Consider the following 16354-nt stretch of genomic DNA (forward strand, 5'->3'; position numbering starts at 1 on the left):
CTCAAAGGCCGAGTTCACCCCAGATTTCATCAATTTTTCGGGTGATATCCGGATCTTTTTCGATGGGCCGCCCCCATTCCCGCGTGGTCTCTCCTTCCCATTTGTTGGTAGCGTCGAACCCGATTTTTGAACCGAGGCCGGAGACTGGCGAGGCGAAATCCAGGTAATCGATGGGTGTGTTCTCCACCATCACTGTATCCCGGGCCGGGTCCATTCTGGTGGTCATGGCCCAGATCACGTCTTTCCAATCCCGTGCGTTGACGTCGTCATCGGTGACGATAACAAATTTGGTGTACATAAACTGCCGCAGGAATGACCAGACCCCCATCATCACCCGTTTAGCATGACCGGCGTACTGCTTTTTCATTGTGACGACTGCAAGCCGGTAAGAGCAGCCTTCCGGTGGTAAATAGAAATCCACAATTTCCGGGAACTGTTTACGCAGTATTGGTACAAACACTTCATTTAATGCCTCCCCCAGTACCGCGGGCTCATCTGGCGGACGGCCGGTGTAGGTACTGTGGTAGATGGGATCTTTGCGGTGGGTGATCTTCTCCACCGTGAATACCGGGAAGCGATCAACCTCGTTGTAGTAGCCGGTGTGGTCGCCATAGGGACCTTCGTCGGCCATATCGTTGGGGTAGATGTAACCTTCGAGCACGTATTCGGCACTGGCCGGCACCTGCAGGTTACTGAGCCTGGCGTCGGCAACTTCGGTTTTACTGCCGCGCAAGAGTCCGGCAAAGGCGTATTCGGAGAGGGTATCCGGCACCGGGGTAACCGCACCCAGGATAGTGGCAGGGTCGGCACCCAGAGCGACGGCGACCGGGAAGGGCTCCCCCGGGTGCTGTTGCTGCCACTCGCGGAAGTCCAGGGCGCCGCCGCGGTGAGACAGCCATCGCATGATCAGGCGGTTTTTACCGATCAATTGCATACGGTAGATGCCCAGGTTCTGGCGTTTTTTTTCCGGACCACGGGTGATCACAAGCGGCCAGGTAACTAGCGGGGCGGCATCGCCGGGCCAGCAGGTTTGTATCGGCAGTCGGTTGAGATCGATACCCCCTGTGTCGATTTCAAATTGCTGAGAATCCGCCTTGTTTACCACTTTCGGCCCCATGTTCATGACCTGCTTGAAAATGGGTAGCTTTTGCCAGGCGTCTTTGAAGCCTTCCGGGGGTTGCGGCTCTTTCAGGAAAGCGAGCAGCTCACCGACTTGCCGCAACTCACTGACGGACTCTTTACCCATACCAAGGGCCACGCGCTCGGGTGTGCCAAACAGGTTGGCGAGAACCGGCGTGTCGTAGCCAGTGGGGTTTTCAAACAGGAGGGCGGGGCCACCGGCACGCAGAACGCGGTCGGCAATCTCTGTCATTTCCAGCACAGGGCTGACGGGGTGCTTGATACGCTTGAGCAGGCCGCGCTTTTCCAGTAGTTGGATAAAGTCGCGCAGGTCTTTGTATTTCATGTTTTACCGGTCGATGACTGTAAGCAGCGGCCAGTGTAAAACAGACAGGGCAAAAAATAACGCCGCGCTTGTATAAGGCGGAGGGAAAACGGGGGGAGGAGAACAACCCGCAGCGGGTGTGCTGCGGGCTGCCGAACTTCTAAGAGGTCTTAGAAGCGGGGGCGACGCGGACGGTCTTCGCGCGGCTTGGCTTCGTTAACACGGATGTTACGGCCAGACAGCGGCTGATCATTCATTTCTTCGATAGCCTTACGCGCTTCGTCGTCGTTCGGCATTTCTACGAAACCAAAACCTTTAGAACGGCCAGTTTCCCGGTCAGTGATTACAGTAGCCCGGGAGATTTCACCGAACGCACCAAATGCTTCGTGCAGTTCGTCAGAGGTTACGCCGTAGGCCAGATTTCCGATATAGATATTCACAAAAAAGTCTCACTAGAGTCAGTGGGCTGTCGAGCAATACACAAATGGCAACCAGCTCCACCGAGTTCACCATTTGAGATTGATCCAGAGTCGCTCGACTTCCCAGCCGCGCGGGATCAATTCGGTCAGTGTTGAAATACTGTTCAACACTTCGTTGTTGGCCTTTATATGCCTATCGCAATGCCTTTTCAACTGAATTCGGCGTAATTTCACGCCTGTTTTATCGCATTGCAAAAATTGTTCATTCCATGCAAAAAAGGCCTGCATATTGCGCAGGCCTTTATTCTGTATTGGAATTATTTCCGTTTCATGGACAGGAAGAATTCGTCATTGGTTTTGAAGTCCTTGAGCTTGTCGATCAGGAATTCGGTGGCGGCGAGATCTTCCATATCGTGCAGTAGCTTGCGTAGGATCCACACGCGCTGCAGTTCACCTTCCGGCATCAGCAGCTCTTCGCGGCGGGTGCCGGAACGGCGCACATTGATTGCGGGATATACACGTTTTTCAGCGATCTTGCGGTCCAGCTGTAGTTCCATGTTGCCGGTGCCCTTGAACTCTTCGAAGATCACTTCATCCATCTTCGAGCCGGTATCAACCAAGGCGGTAGCGATGATGGAGAGGCTGCCACCTTCTTCGATGTTCCGCGCTGCACCAAAGAAGCGCTTGGGGCGTTCCAGGGCGTGGGCATCCACACCACCAGTGAGCACTTTACCGGAACTCGGCACGGTGGTGTTGTACGCACGTGCCAAGCGGGTAATGGAGTCCAGAAGGATTACCACGTCTTTTTTGTGCTCAACCAGGCGCTTGGCCTTTTCGATCACCATTTCCGCGACCTGCACGTGGCGCGCCGGCGGCTCGTCAAAAGTGGAGGCAACCACTTCACCGCGCACCGAGCGCTGCATCTCGGTAACCTCTTCCGGGCGCTCGTCGATCAACAACACGATCAGGTGGCACTCGGGGTTGTTGCGCGTGATGGCCTGGGCCATGTTCTGCAACATGATGGTTTTACCGGCTTTGGGCGGCGCCACGATCAATCCGCGCTGGCCTTTGCCGATAGGGGCAACCAGGTCAATGATGCGGCCGATGAGGTCTTCGGAGGAGCCGTTACCACACTCAAGACCGAGGCGGTCATTGGGGAACAGCGGGGTGAGGTTTTCGAAAAGAATCTTGTTGCGGGCGTTTTCCGGCTTGTCGAAGTTGATCTCGCTGACTTTTAGTAGGGCAAAGTAGCGCTCACCTTCTTTAGGGGGACGGATCTTGCCGGAAATGGAGTCACCGGTACGCAGGTTAAAGCGTCGGATCTGGCTGGGAGATACGTAAATATCGTCGGGGCCGGCCAGATAGGAGGAGTCCGCAGACCGCAGGAAACCAAAGCCATCCTGAAGGATTTCCAATACACCTTCGCCGTAAATATCTTCGCCGCTTTTGGCGTGGCGTTTCAGGATATTGAAAATAATGTCCTGTTTGCGCGAGCGGGCGAGGTTTTCGAGCCCCATGCCCTTGGCAATTTCAATCAGTTCTTCAATGGGTTTGGTTTTTAATTCAGAAAGGTTCATACCAATTGCTTTATTACGGTTTCTTCTGTCGGTTGGCGCGGACGCGCCGGACGTTTCTGCGGAGGGAGCTGAAGTTTCGATGGTGATATTGCCCGGTTCGACATGCCGACGGTTTGACTGACCGCACGCAACTCTTCACAGATTAAACGACTCGTCACGAACTCAACGACTCGCTAAATACGAATGACCACTCGCAAGGGCACACCGGATGCGGCAGAAGTGCCAGGCGGGGATCGTTCAACTTGAGGAGTTTGCGCCGGAGAGGCTGCGTCAGCAGCGGGGTTGGCGACTTGGCTCAGGTCTGGACTGAACAGTTAATTTGATTACTAGGCAGTATAACCGCAGTTCGGCATCCTGCAAGGCCTAATTCTTATACGTTCCGGCCCATAAAACGGCAGGCGGGGCGCCCAAGGCGCCCCGCTCGCAGGGATCAGATCTGGCTGTCGATAAACTCGGTCAGCTGGGCGCGGGACAGGGCGCCTACCTTGGTGCCTTCCACATTGCCGCCTTTGAACAGCAATAGGGTAGGGATACCACGCACATTGTACTTGGCAGCGGCTTCCTTGTTGGCATCTACGTCCACTTTGACGATTTTCAGCTTTTCGCCGTAGTGGCCCGCCAGATCTTCCAGTACCGGGGCGATCATCTTGCAGGGGCCACACCACTGTGCCCAGAAGTCCACCAGTACCGGGCCCTCGGCCTTGAGTACTTCGGCTTCAAATTCTGCATCGGTTACGTTGACGATGTTCGCGCTCATAGTGCTTTCCTGTGATTCAATTTCTTTGGGCCCAGCGGCTGTGCCGGCAGACATACAGCGGCCGCGCCGGAAGTCATCATAAGTACCGCACGCTGGCCCCGCAAGGCATATGGTCTCGTCGCCACTGGCAATTCGTCCCATTGTACGGGCTCGTCATTACAACAGATTGGCATTGCGCCCTATATGAGGGCCGCAGCCACCTTTTCAAGGGGTGGGGCTCCCATATCGATCGCCCGCATCAGTCATCTGACAGAAAGCGTTGCAGGATCTCGTCTACGTAGTCATAGCCGAAGGGCGTGGTGGCGATGGTGGGCCCCAGTGGCCGCACCAGCTCCATGGCTTCCAGGTGGCGCCACTCCTTGCCCAGCCCCTCCAGTGGCAATCCGGTGTAGCCGGGATATGTCCCCGACGGCACGCCCTCTTCCAGGCGCAGGGCGTTCATCAGAAACTCCAGCGGGCGCTCCTTCGCGGTGACTTCCTTGATTTTTGGCTGGGGGAACGCGATACCCCGCTCTCCGGTCTCGCAGCCAAGGGCCAGGTAGTGCTTGGGCGCCCGGGTGCGCTGGGTGCGGATGATGCGGCCACTCTCGGGAAGTGTGAACTTGCCGTGGGCGCCGGCACCGATGCCGATATAGTCCGCATAAGACCAGTAATTCAGGTTGTGACGGGAGGCGAGCCCGGCTCGGCCATAGGCGGATATCTCATAGCGCTGGTAGCCCTCGCCCGCCAGATAGGCCCGCCCTGCCCGCTGGATCGCGGCAATCTGTTCCGAGCCCGGGGTCACCGGTGGCGCGGAATAAAAGGCGGTGTTGGGTTCGATGGTGAGCTGGTACCAGGAAATATGCTCGACGCCCAGCGCCACCGCTCGCTCCAGATCCTTCAGCGCATCCTGCTCCCCCTGCCCCGGCAGGCCGTGCATCAGGTCGATATTGATATTGTCGAAACCCGCCGCCCGGGCCTGACTGGCGGCGATCTGCGCCTCATCGCCGGTGTGGATCCGGCCCAGGTTCTGCAGTTGCAGCGGGTCGAAGCTCTGCACGCCGATCGACAGGCGGTTGACCCCGGCGGCGCGATAGCCGGCGAACTTGGCCTGCTCGAAGGTGCCGGGGTTGGCCTCGAGAGTGATTTCGATCCCCTCTTCAAAGCCCGTCAGGGACTCGGCGAGATCCAGAATCCGGTCTATGGCAAGTGGTGAGAACAGGCTCGGAGTGCCCCCACCAAAAAAGATTGAACCCAGCTTGCGTCCCTGGACCCAGGGCAATTGACTGCGAAGATCCCGCTCCAGCTGGTCCACATACTCGGCTTCCGGCAATTGCCGATCACCGGCAGTCGCCCCCTCGGCATGCTCGATCGCGCCCGCAGTGATCTGGTGAGCGCCCGCAGCGAATTCATGACTGTTGAAATCACAATAGGGGCATTTGCGCACACACCAGGGGATATGCACATAGAGACTCAGAGGAGGAAGTTGCATTGCCAGCCCGGTGGCCTGTGGAGTTGTTTTCAAAACAGGTCAGAACAGTGTCTTGCCGGTGTCGGGCCGGCGCTGCTGTGGCAGCACCATCTCTTCGTGCCACAGTTGCTCGAACTTCCGCACCGCCAGGGCGCGGTGGCTGAGCCGGTTTTTCACCTCCCTGGGCAGCTGTGCGGAGGTGAGCTGTTCAGATTCGACGTAAAACAGCGGGTCGTACCCAAACCCCTGATCACCTGCCGGGCGCTTGAGAATATGGCCCGCCCAGCGCGCGGTACAGACCAGGGGTATCGGGTCCTCGGCGGAGCGCACGAAGGCCAGGGCGCAATGGAAGCTGGCACCGCGCTTTTCCATGGGCACGCCCTCCAACGCCTGCAGTAGTTTCTGGTTGTTGTCCGCATCGGAGGCGCCCGCACCGGCATAACGGGCAGAATAAATACCCGGTGCACCACCGAGGGCATCCACCGCCAGGCCCGAGTCGTCCGCCAGCGCCGGCAGGCCACTGGCTCTACTGGCGTGACGAGCCTTGATCAGGGCGTTCTCGATAAAGCTGAGGCCGGTTTCCGCCGCCTCTTCCTGCAAAAAATCCGACTGCGGAAACACCGCAATCTGCCAGCCGGAAAACAGCTGGGAAAACTCTTTCAGCTTGCCGGCGTTTCCGCTGGCGAGAACAATTTTATCCATGAAAATTCTACTGTTCCGGCGCAATCCGGCGGGTGTGCATCAGTTCTTGTGCAGCTGACGACGGAAAGTCAGTTCCTGGGTACTGCCATCGGGCATAACCAGGTCGATATTAAACGTAAGGCTCTCTTCGTGCTCGAAGCGGAAGGGCGCCAGATAATACACCGCGCCCTGATCGCGAATTTCCTTAAATTCCAGCGGGCGGGACTGTTGAATCAGATTGGTTGCATTTCCGGACACGCCAACACTGCTCCCTTTGGTCTCATCAATCTTGCTGACGGAGATGTTGACAAAGGCGCGGTCCCGGGCGCGTACCAGTTTGTAGTGCTGGGCAATTTCCGGGGAAATAAAGTCACTGTTGAATACCGAGTAGGAAACCCGGTAATCGCCAAAGACCTTGTGGTTCTCGATGGTTTTCGCACCCTGGGCCGCGGCGGCTGTAGCCCAAAGCAACAGCGCTATGGAAATAAATGCTGCAAAATAACGTTTCACGGCGTTCTCCTGTAGATCGGTTTCTTTGGTTTCTCGGCGGCGCCAGAAACAACCTTCTGCTACCAATATTAGCGAGTCAGATGGTAAATCGCTGTTTCACCGAAGAGATTCGGCAAAAAATCCTTCAAAACCCCGGATACTGGGGATTCTGAGACCACCTGCCGGTGCAGTATTTTCCAGCGGTGCTCCCGACAGAGCACTTCAAAATCTTTGAAAGTACAAAAGTGAATATTGGGCGTGTCGTACCATTCGTAGGGTAATAAGTCCGACACTGGCATACGACCGGACACCGCCAGGTGCCAGCGCGCCTTCCACTGGCCGAAGTTCGGGAAGGTGATAATACACTCCCGCCCTACCCGCAGCATTTCCTCCACTACCAGGTGTGGGAAACGCAGGGTCTGCAGTGCCTGGGTCATCACCACGGTATCGAAACTGTGGTCGGCAAAATTTTTCAGGCCGTTGTCCAGGTTTTGCTCCACCACATTCACACCGCGCTCGACGCACTTCTGAATCTGCTTCGGATCAATTTCTAGGCCGTAACCGCTGACCTGTTTTTCTCTGGTCAACCGCTCAAGCAGGGTGCCATCGCCACAACCAAGGTCGAGCACGCGGGATTGTTCCGGTACCCAGTCGTAGATGATATCCAGGTCCTGACGAATCATTTGGCCACCCCACTGGTAATCTCTGCACTGTGTTCGCGGGCGACATTATTCATATAGGCCGAGAAAAACTTTTCGTAGCGCTCATTGGGTAGCAGAAAGGCGTCGTGCCCCATGGGAGATTCCACCTCTGCGTAAGTCACGGGAATATTTGCGTGCATCAGCGCATCGACAATCTCCCGCGAGCGCTCGGGGGCGAAACGCCAGTCCGAGGTGAACGAAACCAGCATGAATTTGCAGCGTGCGTGGGAAAACGCTTCCACCGGGTCGTCGTTGTATTCCCGCGCCAGGTCAAAATAATCCAGTGCGCGGGTCATCAGAATGTAGGTGTTCGGATCGAAGCTACCGGAAAAGGTATCGCCCTGATAGCGCAGATAACTTTGCACCTGAAATTCCACCAGTTCTTCCACGCCCTGCTCAAAAGTACCGGAGCGCAGCTCGCGGCCAAATTTTTTCCCCAACCCGTCGTCGGACAGATAAGTGATATGCCCGATCATCCGCGCCACCGAGAGACCGTGGCGTGGCAGAGTTTCCTCTTCCAGATAGCGGCCATCGCGAAAATCCGGGTCCGAGGTGATGGCCTGACGGGCGGTTTCGTTGAACGCAATATTCTGTGCGGACAGCTTCATCGCCGAGGCGATTACCACACAGTGACGCAACCGGTCCGGGTACTCCAGGGACCAGCGCATGGCCTGCATCCCACCGAGGCTGCCGCCGACCACTGCGGCCCACTGCTGGATGCCGAGCAAATCCGCCAGCTGTGCCTGACTGTGGACCCAGTCCCGCGCACGCAGTGGCGGGAAATCCGGACCCCAAGGTTTACCGGTTTGCGGATTGACGGAAGACGGGCCGGTGGAACCATGGCAGCCGCCGAGGTTGTTGACCGCGACCACAAAGAATTTGTTGGTGTCGATGGGCTTGCCGGGGCCGATATAGTGATCCCACCAGCCGGGGCGCTTGTCGCTTTCGCTGTGGTAACCGGCGGCGTGATGGTGGCCGGAGAGCGCGTGGCAGATCAGTACGCCGTTGCTTTTATCGGCGTTGAGGGTGCCATAGGTTTCATACACCAGAGTGTATTCATCGAGTACACGGCCACAGGCCAGTTTGAACGGGCCGGGGAAGGTGTGGCTTTTCGGCTCGACGATGCCGACAGAGTTTGCGGGCAATCCTGCCGGTTTTCCTGCTTGGGGAGTGTGCGCTTCCGTGGTCAAAATCTTTCGCATGTGGTTACTGGGCGGGGCGCCAAGTTTACGAAAGCTGGGGGCGGTAGTACACCGCCCATCCGTATTACTACAGACGCACTTAGGTGGTCGCCGGGGCTTTCAGTGGAGTCACGTTGTTCGCAACCGGTGCCGGTGGAATTGGCTGGGGGGCTGCGTGGGTGTGCTTGAGCAGGTCTTCCAGCGCACCGAGTGCACTGTGGTTGCGTACCAGCTCTTCTTCCAGTGCACGCAGGTCGGTGCGTTTGCTCTGGGTTTTCTGTTTAAGCTCGGTGAGCTTGATCAAGTGGCGGTTGAGCAGGTGCTTCTGGTACTGAACATGCTGTTTCAATGGTTCCAGAACCTGTTCGAGCCAACCATCCACAGACGAGATCATCTGGCTATACATGCGGCCCACCTCATTGGCGAGAGTTGCCACAAAGCGCTCGGTGAGGCGATTGCGGCGGGCCAGCAGCAATTGTGGCGAGCGACGCAGCTGCGCCGCCTGGCGGTGCAGGCCGCGCAGGGCGGCACGGAAGCCGGCGATGTCGAAATGCTGTTCGGCGGAGATGATATTGCTCAGAGTGGAGCGGTCGTAGATGGCGTCGACGAGGCGGTTGGCCTGATCCACTTCACGCTCGAGATTGCCCAGCTGGTGTTCCACGCCACCCATAAAGCCGTCGATGGCGCGGGCGAGACCGAGGGGAGACCAGCGCTCGTTGAGCGCTCTGCGGGTTTCATCGATCAATTGCTGTAGCTGCTGACTGGAAACCGGAGCCAGCAGAGAGGCGCGCTGGCGGGCGAGCATGCGCTGACTGGATTTCAGGGTCAGCAGTTCCTGGTGACAGTATTTGTGCTGCTCCTTGGCGGTGGAATGCAGCTGTTTCAGCTCTTCGACCTGATCCGGACTGGTGGCACCGTGGCGCTTAAGGTGCTCGAGAGTTGCGCGGCCACTGTTGAGGCGGCGCTTGAGCAGATCGCGGGTATCCGCCATCAGGGTCAGGGCCTGGTGCAGGGAGCGATGGTTGGCGACCTTGTCGCGATGCTCCATCAGGCGCTGCACCAGCAGTTTTTCAAAGTCGCCGAAACGGCTTTGCTGCAGCATCACCGGATCCCGTTCGGCGCGCGCCAGCAGGGCTTTTTTCGCAGAGACCCCCACTACATTTTCCTGCGGCAGCGCGAGGAGCTTGCTCACTTCCGCACGCATTTTGCGCAGCATCTGGTCCGCATCTTCGTCCGGGTCATCCCACAGCACATCAATTTTGTTCAGCAGCGCCATGACCGCGGTACCGCGGTGTTCTTTCAGTGGCACCAGGTGGGTTTCCCACATATTCAGGTCGGTACCGCTGACACCGGCGTCCGCGGAGAGCAGGAAGGCCACCGCCTGAGAACCTGGCAGGGTGGACAGGGTCAGTTCCGGCTCGTTGCCAAGGGCATTCAGCCCGGGGGTGTCGATAATCCGCAGGCCCTGGGCCAACAGCGGGTGCGGCAGTGAAATCAGCGCGTAGCGCCAGGCGGGAATCTGTACCAGGTTGCCGTTGCCATCGAGATGGCGGCGATCGAAACCGTAGCGGGCGGCCTCTTCCGGGGTTACCGCTTTGGTGGCGGCGACCTTCATCAACGCGTCGCGGGTGGCATCGGCGTCGTCCGGGTCAAAGTCGAAATTGACCCACTTCTGCGGGATGCGGCGGAAACTCTCGAGGCTGGTATTGGTCGCCAGAGTTTCGATGGGTAGCAGGCGCACGGAGGCCTGTTCGGTGCCATCGCTGAAGATTTCCGTAGGGCACATGGTGGTGCGACCGGGGCGCGAGGGCAGCAGGCGCTTGCCGTAAGTGTGTGACAACAGCGCGTTGATCAGCTCGGTCTTGCCACGGGAGAACTCGCCCACGAGCGCCACGGTAAACTGATCTTCCACCAGCAACTGGCGCGCCTGCTGAACCACCTGCCGGGCGCCGGCGGAGTTGGGGAAGTGTTCTTCCAACCAGTGGCTGAACCGGTTGAACTGGGTATCAAGCCCCTTCTTCCAACGGTCGTAATCGGCAATGTGCTGGCGCAAGGTCGCATCTTCCATGTTTATAAGTTCTTGTTGGTACTACTTACGGATTTGACAGCCATTTTCCAGCAAGCCGCCATGGAGTTAAAGCCTGACACCGCAATTTCGCGAACTGGATAGACAGAGAAAGAAGAAATAAAGAAGGGGAGTGAGCGGGAAGCGAAAAAGGTGACAGTTAAGACAGTTCTGAGGAGTGCAATAAGAATCGCTGCAGAGCGTAGCGAGCAAGCCTGTGGTGGATTCGTCGGAGCGCATTGAGCGGAATGTACACGCAGTACATGAGCACCAATAGCACCGCCGGATTCGCCACAGGCTTGCGCAGTAGCTCTGCGGTGATTCTTAGAAGGGGATGTGCCAGAACAGGTTGTACACCAGCTGCGGCATATTCGCGCTTTGCGCGAACCCAACCAGCAACTTATCCACAACCGTCAGCAGGATAAAGACAAAAATCGGGCTGATATCGATCACCCCCAGCGGCGGGATCACCTTGCGCACCGGCGCGTAAACCGGCTCCAGCAGCTGGCGCAGCAACATCAGCGCGGGATGAGAGCTCTGCGGGGCAATCCAGCTGACCACGATGGAGATCAGCATGCCCACAAACAGGATGGCGATCAGCGTCATCAGCACACCGAGGAATGCCCACAACAGTGCGCTCAGCGGGTTGAGCATACCGGCACCGGCGAGGAAACCCGCACCGATAATCATCACCCAGGCAACCAGCAGCGCCAGCACCAGGGAGGCCATATCAATGCCAAACAACCCCGGTACGATTTTGCGAAGTGGACGCAGTAATGGATTGGTGACCTTGACGATGCCCTGGGAAATCGGATTGTAGAAATCCGCCCGCGCCAGCTGCAGCATAAAGCGCAGCAGCACCGCAAACAGAAACAGAATCCCGATAGTGGCGAGAATAAATACGCCGATATTGCTGAAGGTGTTGACCATCAAACGTCCTTTCTTTGCAGCCTGTTATTTGTCGAGTTCTTTCGCCATTTCCGCGGCACGCGCCGCGCAATCGCTCATGGCCTGCTCCACCAGTTGTGGCAGGCCACCCTCCTGAAAACGTTTTACCGCGCGCTCGGTGGTCCCATTCGGCGACATGACGTTGCGCTTTAACTGCGCCACATCCACATCCGCGGCCACCGCAAGTTTCGCCGCGCCCAGTGCGGTTTGCAAGGTAAGGCGCTCGGCATCCGCGCGGTCCATGCCGGCTTTCTCCGCCGCGTCGATCATGGATTCCATAAACTGAAAATAGTACGCGGGGCCGGAACCGGACACCGCGATAACCTGATCGATGCCGGATTCCTGCTCCACCCACAGGGCAATACCCACCGCATCGGCCATCTGGGTGACCACGGACTTGTGCTCATCGGTGACACCATCTCCGGCATACAGGCCGGTCACACCGGTGCCCACCAGCGCCGGGGTGTTCGGCATGGCGCGCACGATCGGCACACCGGCACCCAGCCAGCGCTGATAGGCCGCCAGTGGGATTCCAGCCGCCAGGGTGATCACCAGGGGTTTGTGAACACTTACTTTTTCCGCAAGCGCCTCGCACATTTCCTTCATCACCTGTGGCTTGACCGACAGCACCACCACATCGGCGCCCTCAATCGCCGCCAGATTGTCGGTGCTGCCGTGGACGCCGGTGCGCTTGCAGAAGTCTTTCAGCTTCTGCTCGTTGCGGCCGGTGGCGACAATCTTGTCGGCGGGGTAGCCACTGGCCACCATGCCACCGATCACCGCACCCGCCATATTGCCGGCGCCGCCGATAAAGACCATTTTGTGATCAGATGCGTTTTGTTGGTCAGCCATAAGCTCCTCTGAATTATTTCCGTGCCCCAAAAATATCGGTGCCAATACGGACAATGGTGGCACCACTGAAGATCGCCGCCTCCATATCCCCGGACATGCCCATGGACAGGGTGTCCAGCGGCCGCTCCGGCAGCTGCGCCCTGAGATCTTCCAGCAAGCCTGCCAGCTGTATAAAAGGCGTGCGCTGGTCGTCCAGAGCGCTGCGGGGGGCGGGGATCGCCATCAAACCGCGCAGCTGCAGGTTGGGCAGTGCCGCCACCGCAGCCGCCAGTTCCGGCAACTTTTCCGGGCTGACCCCGGACTTGCTGTCCTCACCGTCAATATTCACCTGCAGGCACACATTCAGCGGCGGCAGATGTGCCGGGCGCTGCTCAGATAATCGCCGTGCGATTTTTAACCGCTCCAGGGAGTGCAGCCAGTGAAAGTGCTCCGCCACATCGCGGGTTTTGTTGGATTGCAGCGGGCCAATGAAGTGCCAGGTGATCTCGCAGTCTTCCAGCGCCTCCTGTTTCTCCAGCGCCTCCTGCAGGTAATTCTCGCCAAAGTGGCGCTGGCCGGCGTTGTAGGCCACTCGCAGGTCTTCCGCGGGGCGGGTTTTGGACACCGCCAGCAGAGTGACAGTATCGGCCTGCCGGTCACAACTACTGCAGGCTGTGACGATCCGCTCAGTGACGGAATTGAGGTTTTCGGGGATTGACCCTTTGCGCATATACTGGGACCCAACTTTTGCTCGGCGGGCATTCTATGCGCTCATTGCCCGCACGTCATATCGACGGTCATATCACAACGAGAGCAGCGTAAGAGAAGAATAAAGGGTAGCAGTATGGACATTACAGAACTCCTCGCCTTCAGCGCCAAACAGAACGCCTCCGACTTGCACCTCTCCGCGGGCCTGCCGCCGATGATCCGGGTGGACGGCGACGTGCGCCGTATCAACCTGCCGCCCATGGAGCACAAGCAGGTGCACGGTCTGATCTACGAGATCATGAACGACAAGCAGCGCAAGGACTACGAAGAGTTCCTGGAGACCGACTTCTCCTTCGAGGTGCCCGGTGTGGCCCGCTTCCGTGTGAACGCGTTCAACCACAACCGCGGTGCCGGTGCGGTATTCCGGACCATTCCCTCCAAGGTTCTCACCATGGAAGACCTGGGCATGGGCCAGGTGTTCAAGCAGATCTCCGACACCCCGCGCGGCCTGGTGCTGGTGACGGGCCCTACCGGCTCCGGTAAGTCCACCTCACTCGCGGCCATGATCGACTACATCAACGACAATAAGTACGAGCACATCCTCACCGTAGAGGACCCCATCGAATTCGTGCACGAATCCAAAAAGTGTCTGGTGAACCAACGGGAAGTACACCGCGACACTCACGGCTTCTCTGAAGCCCTGCGCTCGGCACTGCGTGAAGACCCGGACATCATCCTCGTGGGTGAGATGCGGGACCTCGAGACCATCCGCCTGGCGCTCACCGCCGCGGAAACCGGCCACCTGGTATTCGGCACCCTGCACACCACCTCCGCGGCCAAAACCATCGACCGTGTTGTGGACGTGTTCCCCGCGGAAGAAAAAGCTATGGTGCGTTCCATGCTGTCGGAGTCCCTGCAGGCAGTAATCTCCCAGACCCTGCTCAAACGCAACGGCGGCGGCCGTGTCGCCGCCCACGAGATCATGCGCGGCACCCCGGCGATTCGTAACCTGATTCGCGAAGATAAAATCGCGCAGATGTACTCCGCCATCCAGACCGGTGCCAACGTGGGCATGCAGACCATGGACCAGTGCCTGCAGGACCTGGTCGAGAAGCGCATCATCAGCCGCGAAGTCGCGCGCGAAAAAGCGAAAATGCCGGAGAATTTCTAAACCTCCGCAAGCTGGATCCCGGCTCAAGGCCGGGATGACAAAGCCTGGTCATCCCGGACTCGATCCGGGATCCAGTGCTACGAAGTAAACACATACGATTCGAAGAAAACGACTACCCCAGGCGGTAATAAAAATGGAAATCGAACGACTCCTACAACTGGTCACCGAAAAAGGCGCGTCTGACCTGTTCATCACCGCCGGTGTACCCGCGTCCATCAAACTGCACGGCAAAATCGTCCCGGTGACCTCCACCCCCCTGACCCCGGAAAAAGCCCGGGAAATGGTCGTGGGTATCATGAACGACCGCCAGAAAAAAGAATTCGCAGAGAGCAAAGAACTCAACTTCGCCATCTCCCTGCGCAACGTCGGCCGCTTCCGGGTATCCGCCTTCTTCCAGCGCAACCTGGTGGGTATGGTGCTGCGTCGTATCGAAACCAAGATCCCCACCATCGACGGCCTCGGCCTGCCGGAGCAGCTCAAAGAGCTGGCCATGACCAAGCGCGGCCTGATCATCTTTGTGGGTGCGACCGGTACCGGTAAATCCACCTCACTGGCGTCCATGATCGGCCACCGCAACGAGAACTCGAAGGGACACATCATCTCCATCGAGGACCCCATCGAATTTATCCACCAGCACCGCGGCTGCATCGTTACCCAACGCGAAGTGGGCCTGGATACCGACTCGTTCGAGACCGCCCTGAAAAACACCCTGCGTCAGGCGCCGGACGTAATCCTGATTGGTGAGGTGCGCTCGCGGGAAACCATGGACCACGCTATCGCCTTCGCCGAAACCGGCCACCTGTGCCTTTGCACCCTGCACGCCAACAACGCCAACCAGGCGCTGGACCGGATCATCCACTTCTTCCCGGCCGACCGTCACCAGCAGCTGTGGATGGACCTGTCGCTGAACCTGCAGGCCATGGTCGCCCAGCAGCTGGTACCCACCCCGGACGGCGACGGCCGCCGCGCCTGTCTCGAGATCATGATCAACACCCCGCTGATGTCGGACCTGATCCGCAAGGGCGAGGTGCACAAAATGAAAGAGTTGATGAAGCGCTCCACCGAGCAGGGCATGCAGACCTTCGACCAGGCCCTGTACGAGCTCTACGACCGCGGCGAAATCACCTACGAAGACGCCCTCGCCCACGCGGACTCTGCCAACGACCTGCGCCTGATGATCAAGCTCAAATCCGAATCCGACGCCGAGTACCTCAACAGCGCCGCCGACGGACTGAGCCTCGCCAGCGACACCGATACTGGCAGCGGCCCGCAGATCTATTGATCGTTCCCCCGAAGAGGTACCGCTTTGACACTACTGAGTGCCCTCGCCCTGTTCAGCGCCATGGTCGTGCTGGCTGCCATTCCCGGCCCCGGGATCTTTGCGGTGATGGCGCGCTCGGCCAGTGGTGGCATGCCGCATGGTGTGGCTACGTCGATTGGCATCGTTTTCGGTGATTATATTTTTATCGCCCTGTGCCTTTCGGGCCTCGCCTATGTCGCGGATATGATGGGGAGTGTATTTACCACCATCCAGTATCTCGGCGCGGCCTACCTGATCTGGCTGGGGATCAGCCTGTTGCGGGCGCAGTCTACGAAGACCAAGGTCGCACCCACGTCGACAAATTCACTGACCTCCAGTGTGTTGATCGGACTGACCATCACCCTCGGGAATCCCAAAGCGATTCTTTTCTACCTCAGTTTCTTCCCCGCGTTTCTGCCACTGGCGGAAATCACGCTTACTGACATGGTGATCATTTTTGCCATCACGACAGTCAGTGTGGTTGGTGTGATGCTGATATACGCGTGGATTACGGTGCACGCACACTCTCGCGTACAGCAGCGCGGCGCAGGAGAAGCGCTCAATAAGGTGGGCGGGGCGTTACTGGTGGGTAGTGGCCTGTGGATGGTTTTGCGCAGCCTGTAAACCGATAG

General features: G+C 58.3%; 16 protein-coding genes. 3 read left to right on the plus strand and 13 right to left on the minus strand.

Annotated elements, in window-relative coordinates:
• Position 1: 1 nt before the first annotated feature.
• From ubiD to AU11_RS12985, 13 genes are all read right to left on the minus strand, one after another.
• Positions 2 to 1465: a 4-hydroxy-3-polyprenylbenzoate decarboxylase gene (ubiD, locus tag AU11_RS12920; protein WP_043319749.1), complete on the minus strand. Its 1464-nt coding sequence runs from the start codon at positions 1463 to 1465 to the stop codon at positions 2 to 4.
• Positions 1466 to 1614: 149 nt separating this feature from the next.
• On the minus strand, positions 1615 to 1884 hold the full coding sequence (locus tag AU11_RS12925) for an RNA-binding protein (RefSeq protein WP_010133764.1): 270 nt from the start codon (positions 1882 to 1884) through the stop codon (positions 1615 to 1617).
• A gap of 296 nt (positions 1885 to 2180) precedes the next feature.
• Positions 2181 to 3440 (minus strand): transcription termination factor Rho, encoded by a 1260-nt coding sequence (gene rho, locus AU11_RS12935; protein ID WP_043319751.1) that lies wholly within the window; start codon positions 3438 to 3440, stop codon positions 2181 to 2183.
• A gap of 430 nt (positions 3441 to 3870) precedes the next feature.
• Positions 3871 to 4197, minus strand: coding sequence for a thioredoxin TrxA (gene trxA / locus AU11_RS12940; protein ID WP_043320505.1), 327 nt, complete (start codon positions 4195 to 4197; stop codon positions 3871 to 3873).
• A 238-nt stretch (positions 4198 to 4435) separates the two neighbouring features.
• Complete coding sequence (gene hemW, locus AU11_RS12945; RefSeq protein WP_081848106.1) at positions 4436 to 5668, minus strand: radical SAM family heme chaperone HemW; 1233 nt, start codon at positions 5666 to 5668, stop codon at positions 4436 to 4438.
• Positions 5669 to 5707: 39 nt separating this feature from the next.
• Positions 5708 to 6349 (minus strand): RdgB/HAM1 family non-canonical purine NTP pyrophosphatase, encoded by a 642-nt coding sequence (gene rdgB / locus AU11_RS12950; RefSeq protein ID WP_043319753.1) that lies wholly within the window; start codon positions 6347 to 6349, stop codon positions 5708 to 5710.
• A 39-nt stretch (positions 6350 to 6388) separates the two neighbouring features.
• Positions 6389 to 6838 (minus strand): DUF4426 domain-containing protein, encoded by a 450-nt coding sequence (locus tag AU11_RS12955; protein ID WP_043320506.1) that lies wholly within the window; start codon positions 6836 to 6838, stop codon positions 6389 to 6391.
• Positions 6839 to 6906: 68 nt separating this feature from the next.
• Entirely contained in the window at positions 6907 to 7497 is a 591-nt protein-coding gene (gene metW, locus AU11_RS12960) for a methionine biosynthesis protein MetW (RefSeq protein ID WP_043320507.1), read from the minus strand.
• Positions 7497 to 8720 (minus strand): homoserine O-acetyltransferase, encoded by a 1224-nt coding sequence (locus AU11_RS12965; protein ID WP_051687239.1) that lies wholly within the window; start codon positions 8718 to 8720, stop codon positions 7497 to 7499. The genes metW and AU11_RS12965 overlap by 1 nt, the downstream gene beginning before the upstream one ends.
• A gap of 79 nt (positions 8721 to 8799) precedes the next feature.
• On the minus strand, positions 8800 to 10767 hold the full coding sequence (locus tag AU11_RS12970) for a dynamin family protein (RefSeq protein WP_043319754.1): 1968 nt from the start codon (positions 10765 to 10767) through the stop codon (positions 8800 to 8802).
• 321 nt (positions 10768 to 11088) lie between these two features.
• Positions 11089 to 11694, minus strand: coding sequence for a YggT family protein (locus tag AU11_RS12975; RefSeq protein WP_043319755.1), 606 nt, complete (start codon positions 11692 to 11694; stop codon positions 11089 to 11091).
• 24 nt (positions 11695 to 11718) lie between these two features.
• A complete protein-coding gene (gene proC / locus AU11_RS12980; protein ID WP_231491902.1) occupies positions 11719 to 12564 on the minus strand; it encodes a pyrroline-5-carboxylate reductase in 846 nt (281 codons plus the stop codon).
• 13 nt (positions 12565 to 12577) lie between these two features.
• On the minus strand, positions 12578 to 13273 hold the full coding sequence (locus tag AU11_RS12985) for a YggS family pyridoxal phosphate-dependent enzyme (RefSeq protein WP_043319756.1): 696 nt from the start codon (positions 13271 to 13273) through the stop codon (positions 12578 to 12580).
• Positions 13274 to 13387: 114 nt separating this feature from the next.
• On the opposite strand from AU11_RS12985, the gene AU11_RS12990 reads away from it, so the two are divergent.
• The 3 genes from AU11_RS12990 (at position 13388) to AU11_RS13000 (ending at position 16346) form a co-directional block, all read left to right on the plus strand.
• Positions 13388 to 14422 (plus strand): type IV pilus twitching motility protein PilT, encoded by a 1035-nt coding sequence (locus AU11_RS12990; protein WP_043319757.1) that lies wholly within the window; start codon positions 13388 to 13390, stop codon positions 14420 to 14422.
• A gap of 133 nt (positions 14423 to 14555) precedes the next feature.
• Positions 14556 to 15704 carry a PilT/PilU family type 4a pilus ATPase gene (locus AU11_RS12995; protein WP_043319758.1) on the plus strand — a complete coding sequence of 383 codons (1149 nt, stop codon included), beginning with the start codon at positions 14556 to 14558 and terminating at the stop codon, positions 15702 to 15704.
• A 24-nt stretch (positions 15705 to 15728) separates the two neighbouring features.
• Entirely contained in the window at positions 15729 to 16346 is a 618-nt protein-coding gene (locus AU11_RS13000; RefSeq protein ID WP_043319759.1) for a LysE family translocator, read from the plus strand.
• Positions 16347 to 16354: the final 8 nt, after the last annotated feature.

The sequence above is a fragment of the Microbulbifer sp. HZ11 genome (assembly GCF_000708675.1).
GTDB lineage: Bacteria > Pseudomonadota > Gammaproteobacteria > Pseudomonadales > Cellvibrionaceae > Microbulbifer.